The sequence below is a fragment of the Leptolyngbya cf. ectocarpi LEGE 11479 genome (assembly GCF_015207065.1).
GTDB classification, from domain to species: Bacteria; Cyanobacteriota; Cyanobacteriia; order Phormidesmidales; family Phormidesmidaceae; genus Leptothoe; species Leptothoe ectocarpi.
Map to the genome: position 1 here is coordinate 1 of NZ_JADEXP010000360.1, position 6,413 is coordinate 6,413.

Here is a 6,413-nt window from a genome sequence, read left to right on the forward strand (position 1 = left end):
TGGTGGAGATGATGGAGATAACTTAATTCCGGAGCCAATTCCAGAGCTAGTTTTAGAAGACGAACTACCGGAAGAACCACAGCGGGAGCCCTTCTCACTGGAGGTGGATGATCCCGATGAGGATGCTGATGATGCCTATGGCACAACGCTAGTTGAGGATCTACCGGACGTTGAGCCTAGGAGCAACCGCTCAGGGGGATGTTTACCCTGGCTGTTGCTCCTAGGAGGCTTACTATTGCTAGCAGCTGTACTGTTCCGTAATCAACCCTTAGTACAAAGTACGCTGCAGGAACGAGTGCCGCCTGAGTGGTTGGCGCGCGTTGGTTTGGATGGGGACAATCCCAGTGACGATACCGACGGGGCCGACGGGGCCGACGGGGCCGATGGGACCGATGGGGCAGCCTCAGATGATCCTGACGCAGCCACCGATGGCACCACTGACGCAGCTCCAGAGGATGCGACTGCAGAAACTCCAGAGGGTGAAACACCGGAGGGTTCAGAGGGTGAAACGCCAGAGGGTTCAGATACGACCGAGACTGCGAACGGCGCAGAGGATGACACATCGGAACCGGCAGATACTTCAGACAATCCAGATACCCCAGAGGAGGAATCGGATGGCGAAGGCTCAGATGGGGCAACGGATGGGACGACAGATGGGGCAACGGACGACTCTGGGGATACGGCAGCTGCGCCCAGTCCTGATGGGGTGACGGCTTCTGGTGATACAACGGCCAGTAGCTCAAACAGCTCTGCTAACGATACAGACGCTTTACTAGAGGATGCCCGGCGGTCGTTGCGACCGAGTCAGGCATCTCGGTTTGCTAGTGCGATCGCAACCGCCAGCCAAATTCCCCCCGGCGATCCCAACTATCAGCAGGCCCAGACTGACATCCAGCGTTGGAGTCAGGTCATCCTAGACCTGGCCGCAGGTCGAGCTGCAGAGACCGAACTCCAGGCCGCCATTAATGCCGCTAAGCTCGTTCCCCGCGAACCCGCCGACATCTACCGTCAGGCCCAGGACAATATCCAGACCTGGGAAGCTCGCATTGAAACCCGAGCCCTAATCCGTGAAGCCCAGGCTATTCCACGGATGGGACAAGCCAGCACCTATCAGCGAGGTATTTTGGAGCTGCAAAAAGTTCCTTCTGATCAACCTGTCGAGCATGCCGATGCCCAGCGTCTGATTGGCGAATGGACTGAAAAAATGCTGACCATTGCTCGGGCTCGCGCCGCCCAGGGGCGGTACAGTAGCGCCATTGAAGCCGCTACCCTGATTCCTAAAAACACGCAAAACTACCAGCAAGCTCAGACCGAAATCAAACGTTGGCAAGACCAGTAGCACCTCGGAGAGCTGGTAATGGGGGAGGGTGAGTTAGCTGTGCAATAGCTACTCCACCAGTACCCGTTGGGCATCCCCGAGAATAGCTACAATCGCCTGAAGTTTAGTCTCAATCGCCTGTTTTTGCTTGATCAGCTGGTTGAGACGCCGATAGCGGGCAATGGCCATACTCAACACCGGCACCTGGTCTGGCGGACACAGTTCCGCTTGAATTTGACCACTGCTGTTTAACTGGCACAGATAATAGGATTGGCCGGAATGTTGTTCCCCGCTGCGATCAGCGGGTGCAGTGTGGACAGGTAAGCGAGCAGGAGATCTGCCATTCGCCTCTTGGCTGGAAGTCAGGGCATGACTACCCGATACCCCCTTTTCCAGCATGGCACTTTCTAGCGCTGACAGATAGTTCATCAAGTCATTGGCATCGCCGTGGCGAAAGAGCGCCACATCCATTGTCTCCAATGGCTCAGAGCACCTGGACGGCGGATCAAGGTGGGATGGAGACTCCCCCCAAGCAGCGTCCGGAAGATTGCGCTGAGAATTGCCCAAAGGATCGCCTGGAGGAAGACTACCCAGACAATCATCAGAACAGTGGGAATATTTAACCGCAGCACTCAAGCTGGCCTCAGACGCTAACCAGCCAGATACCACCGGCCCCTCTGCATAGATCTTTTGGATTTTATGGACCAACTGCCGCAGCTGCCCCTGATAGTGCTGCACCTGCTGATAGATATCAGTCAGCGCATTAAGGGCAATGGCCGGATTCACTTCATAACGAAGGCTGCTTTTGCCCTCATCAGTAGAAGGGAGTTTGGGGAGTTTAGAAGTAGACATTATTATGGACTACCAAACCGCCAATGGAATAGGTGAAATCGATGCTAACCCCCGATGCGCTCTGCACTGCTGTGAGCACTGCCGTCATCGCATGAATCTCAGTATACTGCGGCTTTCTAGAAGTGCTACAGAGCTTGATAAAGCTTGTGATATTGTTTTGAACCGTTTGAGACTTATAATTTTTCGTAAGAAAAGCAGCATTTCTTGTGCCACTGAGGCTATTGTTACCTGTCTATAGGCAACTTTTTTTGATACGTGCCAGCATAGAATTGCGACTAGCTATCGTTCGGGGCATTGACGTATGCGGTTACCTCCATCTGTTCGGTACTTACCATCTCGGTTTCAGGGGATTCTAAATCCATGGCTTTGGCTTGGCATCCTGGTAAGTGGTGTAGTAGGTCTATATGCCTGGGAGTATCGCCAAAACCCAGGGCAGCTACCCTGGCAGTTAGGAACTACTGGTTTTGGTAGCTCAGGAAACTCCACCTCGACAGATGTGTTGCTTGAGTCCTTGACCCCCGAAGAACAGGCGGTGGCCGCTGAGCTGGACAATGTGGAACTCTTGCTGGCCCAGCTGGACTCGGATTTGTCTGCCCTGACCACGGGTGGGGATTCCAGTGCGGCGGCCTCCCTCAATGCCCTCTCTGCCGGCGTTGAGGCCGATGCCGCTGAGTCAACCGTGGAGCGATTAAATCGTTATGTCGATGAATATCGTTTTCTCGGCACCGATGCCACTGGCTCAAATTTCCAGACCGCCAGACCAGGGCAGGCCACCGTTGGCCAGCAAACGACTCCCTCCGCGTCAACGTCTCAGGCAACCAATCAAACCACCGCACCCAGCGCTTTAGCTGAAGCCTTTGCCCGGCAGCAGGCAGCCCCAGCAGCGCCGAATAGCAGTGCCTTCAGTGCTAACTCTAGAGGTGAACCGGCCAGGGGGACTACCCCAGCCGAGGCCCCAGCTAACTCTGATCAAAATTCACCGACATTCTCCTTTGACCAAGGCGCTATTGACCAAACCGGAGTGACACCGGGCAGTTTGGATGGCCTCAATCGAGCGTTTATTCGCACCACCCCCAACATGTCGCCACCGCCAGGAACAACCGGCTATGTGCCCCCCGCGACGCTGCCAGATTTTAATCGACTCAATCAGGCTGCCGGGATAGCTCCGTTGCCGACCCAGCCGTCAGCGGGCAGTTCCGTACCCACAGTGACGGCGCCTGATCGCTCCCAGGTATTACCGCCTGCTCAGAATCCGGTGGTAACGCCCCTAGAGGTTCCCACCTTTGACGGGTCGTCCCAAACGACTCCTAACCAGCCACGTAATGCTTGGGAAGCACTTTGGGATTGAGGGGCAATCGATCGCGCGACCAGTTTGGTGGGACGCTTTGCCCCTGGTGGGGTGTCCAGCAGGTTTGTGCTGGATTATTTTTTGGAGACTAGGTTGACTAAGTTGGAGACTAAGAGGTAAAAAAGCCACCCATGGCAAAACAGAAGGGTAAAAAGGCCAATCAGGCGACGGATCGGGTTGTGTATTCGGAGTTTGGTCAAAATCCAGCGATGGCCCGAGCTGTGCCTGACCGCCCCCCGGCTGAGCAGGATCTACGGGTGCAGGTGAGTGGAAAGGGGCGCAAAGGTAAAAAGGTCACTGTTATTAGTGGATTTCAGCATGCTCCCGATACCCTGACTAAGCTGGCTAAAACCCTCAAGGCTCAGTGTGGCTCTGGCGGCACGGTCAAGGACAACACGATTGAAATTCAAGGGGAGCATGCCCCTAAGCTAGTGGCCCTCTTGATTGAAAAGGGCTATCGCGCTAAGCGCAGCGGAGGCTAATATCTGTGGCATTTAATCTATCTTTTATCCGGTCAAAGCACCTACGGTATGGGGTTTTGGCCCTATTTATCTGTCTGTGGATAGGCTGGACTGGGCTGGGGGCAACGGCGGCGGAGAGCTGGCAGCAACAGCCCTGTGTGGCGGCTCTAAACCAACGGCAGATTTTACCTGTGGGGGCGGTTCGCTATGGGGCTCAGCCAATATCCCAACAGCAATTTGCAGCAGCAGTCCTACGGGCGTTTCCTGGAAAGTTTGCGGCGGCTAATGCATCCCTAGGACTCACATTTGCCGGTGAAACAGAGGTAGAACAGCTATTGACGGCGGCACTGGGGGAGCGGTCGGTGGGAGAGCGGGCTATTTTGAGATCGCAAGCCCTAGCCGTGCTCACCACCGGAGCGGCGCTTCCTGCCCAGGCCCAGGCCACCCGTTTGGTAGAGGCCACCTTTCGCGATAGCTCACTGATGGCTGCCGACCGCGAAGGAGTGGCCGCCGCCCTAGCCCAGGGGGTAATTCCTATGGCCGCTGGCTCCCGTAACCCGCTAAGGCTAAACCCTAATCGCAATGAGACCTATGGCAGGGCCGCTCGTTTGCTATGTGCAGCTAGCCCCGATCCGGCCCTAGCTGCCCTGGTTCCTGACCGGATACAGCCCGCTACTATGGCCCCTGCGGCCATTCCCCAAGACGAGCTGCGCGGTGTGTGGTTAACCAACGTCGATAGTCAGGTGCTGTTTTCGCGCGAGAACTTAGAATCCGGTTTAGAACGGCTGGCTCAGCTGAACTTTAATACGGTGTACCCCACCGTCTGGAACTGGGGCTATACCCTGTACCCCAGCGCCGTGGCTCAACGCACCTTTGGTTACAAACAGGGGCTATATCCCGATGTGGACAATACGGGAGAACGGAACGAGGCCCTAGAAGCCGCCCAGGGCGATCGCGACATGCTGCTAGAGCTGATCAATTTGGCTCGTCCCCTGGGTCTGCGGGTGATTCCCTGGTTTGAGTTTGGGTTTATGGCCCCGGCGGACTCAGCCCTGGCACGCACCCATCCAGACTGGCTGACTCAAAAGGCCGATGGTAGTACTGTCAAGGCCGAGGGCACACACAATCGAGTCTGGCTCAACCCGTTTCACCCGGAAGTGCAGCAGTTTATGCTCGATATGGTCAGTGAGCTGGTGGCCAACTATCCCATCGATGGGCTACAGATGGATGACCATTTTGGTCTGCCGGCTGTCTATGGCTACGATCCCTACACGGTGAGTCTGTATCGCCAGGAACACAGTGGCCAAGCTCCCCCCAGGGACATCCACGACCCGGAATGGACGCGCTGGCGCGCTGACAAAATCACCGATGTTATGGCCCGCACATTTGCAGTGGTCAAAGCGCGACGGCCCCAGGCAATTATGTCGGTGTCGCCCAACCCCCACGAATTTGCCTACAAGCACTTTTTGCAGGACTGGGATACCTGGGTCAACCAAGGCTACGTGGAAGAGTTGATTATTCAGCTCTATCGCAGCGACCTGGGCCGGTTTGTTTGGGAGATGGGTAGGGCTCCAGCCCAGGCTGCCCGCCGTCATATACCCACAGCAGTCGGGGTGCTCAGCGGTTTAAAGGGACGGTCAGTATCCATGGATTGGATTCAAGAGCAGGTGAGCGCCATTCGCGATCGCAGCTATGCCGGTGTTTCGTTTTTCTTTTATGAATCCCTCTGGTGGTCAGAGACCGAAACATTAGAACAGCGTCAGCAAAGCCTGCGTCAGCTGTTCCCTAAAAAAGTCTCAGCGCCCCAAGTGTAGGGTCGTCAACTAATTTTTAACTAATTTTGCCCCGCGTTGTTTTGCCCTGGCGTTGCCCCGACTTGTCCAGGGGGTTCAGCCCCTGACTGTCCTGGCGTTGCCCCGACTTGCCCAGGAGGGGCAACGCCGATGGACGGTTCTTCTGGAGGCGTTGTATTAGCAGGTGCGCCTTCCTGGACAGCGATGGCGTCTGGCAATCGGTCTATCTGAGCTTCAGTGGTTTCAGGTTCCAAACCCGAGTCGATCACATCTAGTTCCCCCACGTTGTCAAACCCATCCTCCACAGGAATCACGGTTTCCACCGGGGCAACCGTTGTTACTTCAGGGATAGTCGGGTCTGGGGGCAGCTGAGTCGGCTTGGCAACCGGCTGCACCTCAGGGGTTGAGATTGCAGGCTCGGGCGATACCACCGGCTCAGGCGCTGCTTCAGGCACCGTTTGCTCCACAATGGGGGGCGTCGTGGGTTTAACAATCGGCTGCACCGGTTCAGTCGGTCCCGCCGTTGGCACAGGGGCTGGTTCGATGGGCTGGGGCGGGTCAACAACAGGCTTAACCGGCGGATCAACCGGTGTTGGTGCGGCAGGCTGAGCCGGGCGAGTCGGCGTGGCGGGCGTGGGGGC

At 56.4% G+C, this 6,413-nt stretch carries 5 protein-coding genes and 1 pseudogene; 4 read left to right on the top strand and 2 right to left on the bottom strand.

Annotated features, from left to right (window positions below; translation table 11 throughout):
- Window positions 1–1,339 (top strand): hypothetical protein (locus tag IQ260_RS25585; RefSeq protein WP_228016430.1); only part of this gene is annotated, 1,339 nt, incomplete at its 5' end.
- Between the two features lie 48 nt (window positions 1,340–1,387).
- On the opposite strand, the gene IQ260_RS25590 is transcribed toward IQ260_RS25585, so the two are convergent.
- A complete protein-coding gene (locus tag IQ260_RS25590; protein ID WP_193995907.1) occupies window positions 1,388–2,170 on the bottom strand; it encodes a hypothetical protein in 783 nt (260 codons plus the stop codon).
- 301 nt (window positions 2,171–2,471) lie between these two features.
- On the opposite strand from IQ260_RS25590, the gene IQ260_RS25595 reads away from it, so the two are divergent.
- The 3 genes from IQ260_RS25595 to IQ260_RS25605 all read left to right on the top strand — a co-directional run bounded on the left by IQ260_RS25595 (window position 2,472) and on the right by IQ260_RS25605 (window position 5,793).
- Entirely contained in the window at window positions 2,472–3,518 is a 1,047-nt protein-coding gene (locus IQ260_RS25595; protein WP_193995908.1) for a hypothetical protein, read from the top strand.
- 131 nt (window positions 3,519–3,649) lie between these two features.
- Entirely contained in the window at window positions 3,650–4,000 is a 351-nt protein-coding gene (locus IQ260_RS25600) for a translation initiation factor (protein WP_193995909.1), read from the top strand.
- A 5-nt stretch (window positions 4,001–4,005) separates the two neighbouring features.
- Window positions 4,006–5,793: a glycoside hydrolase family 10 protein gene (locus tag IQ260_RS25605; protein WP_193995910.1), complete on the top strand. Its 1,788-nt coding sequence runs from the start codon at window positions 4,006–4,008 to the stop codon at window positions 5,791–5,793.
- Between the two features lie 20 nt (window positions 5,794–5,813).
- Here IQ260_RS25605 and IQ260_RS25610 read toward each other — a convergent pair.
- Window positions 5,814–6,413, bottom strand: a pseudogene (locus tag IQ260_RS25610) (hypothetical protein); the annotation flags it as partial.

Bases quoted from the DNA above. Each gene is read 5' to 3' on its own strand.
- IQ260_RS25590 (WP_193995907.1), bottom strand. From the start codon at position 2,170: ATGTCTACTTCTAAACTCCCCAAACTCCCTTCTACTGATGAGGGCAAA.
- IQ260_RS25600 (WP_193995909.1), top strand. From the start codon at position 3,650: ATGGCAAAACAGAAGGGTAAAAAGGCCAATCAGGCGACGGATCGGGTT.
- IQ260_RS25595 (WP_193995908.1), top strand. From the start codon at position 2,472: ATGCGGTTACCTCCATCTGTTCGGTACTTACCATCTCGGTTTCAGGGG.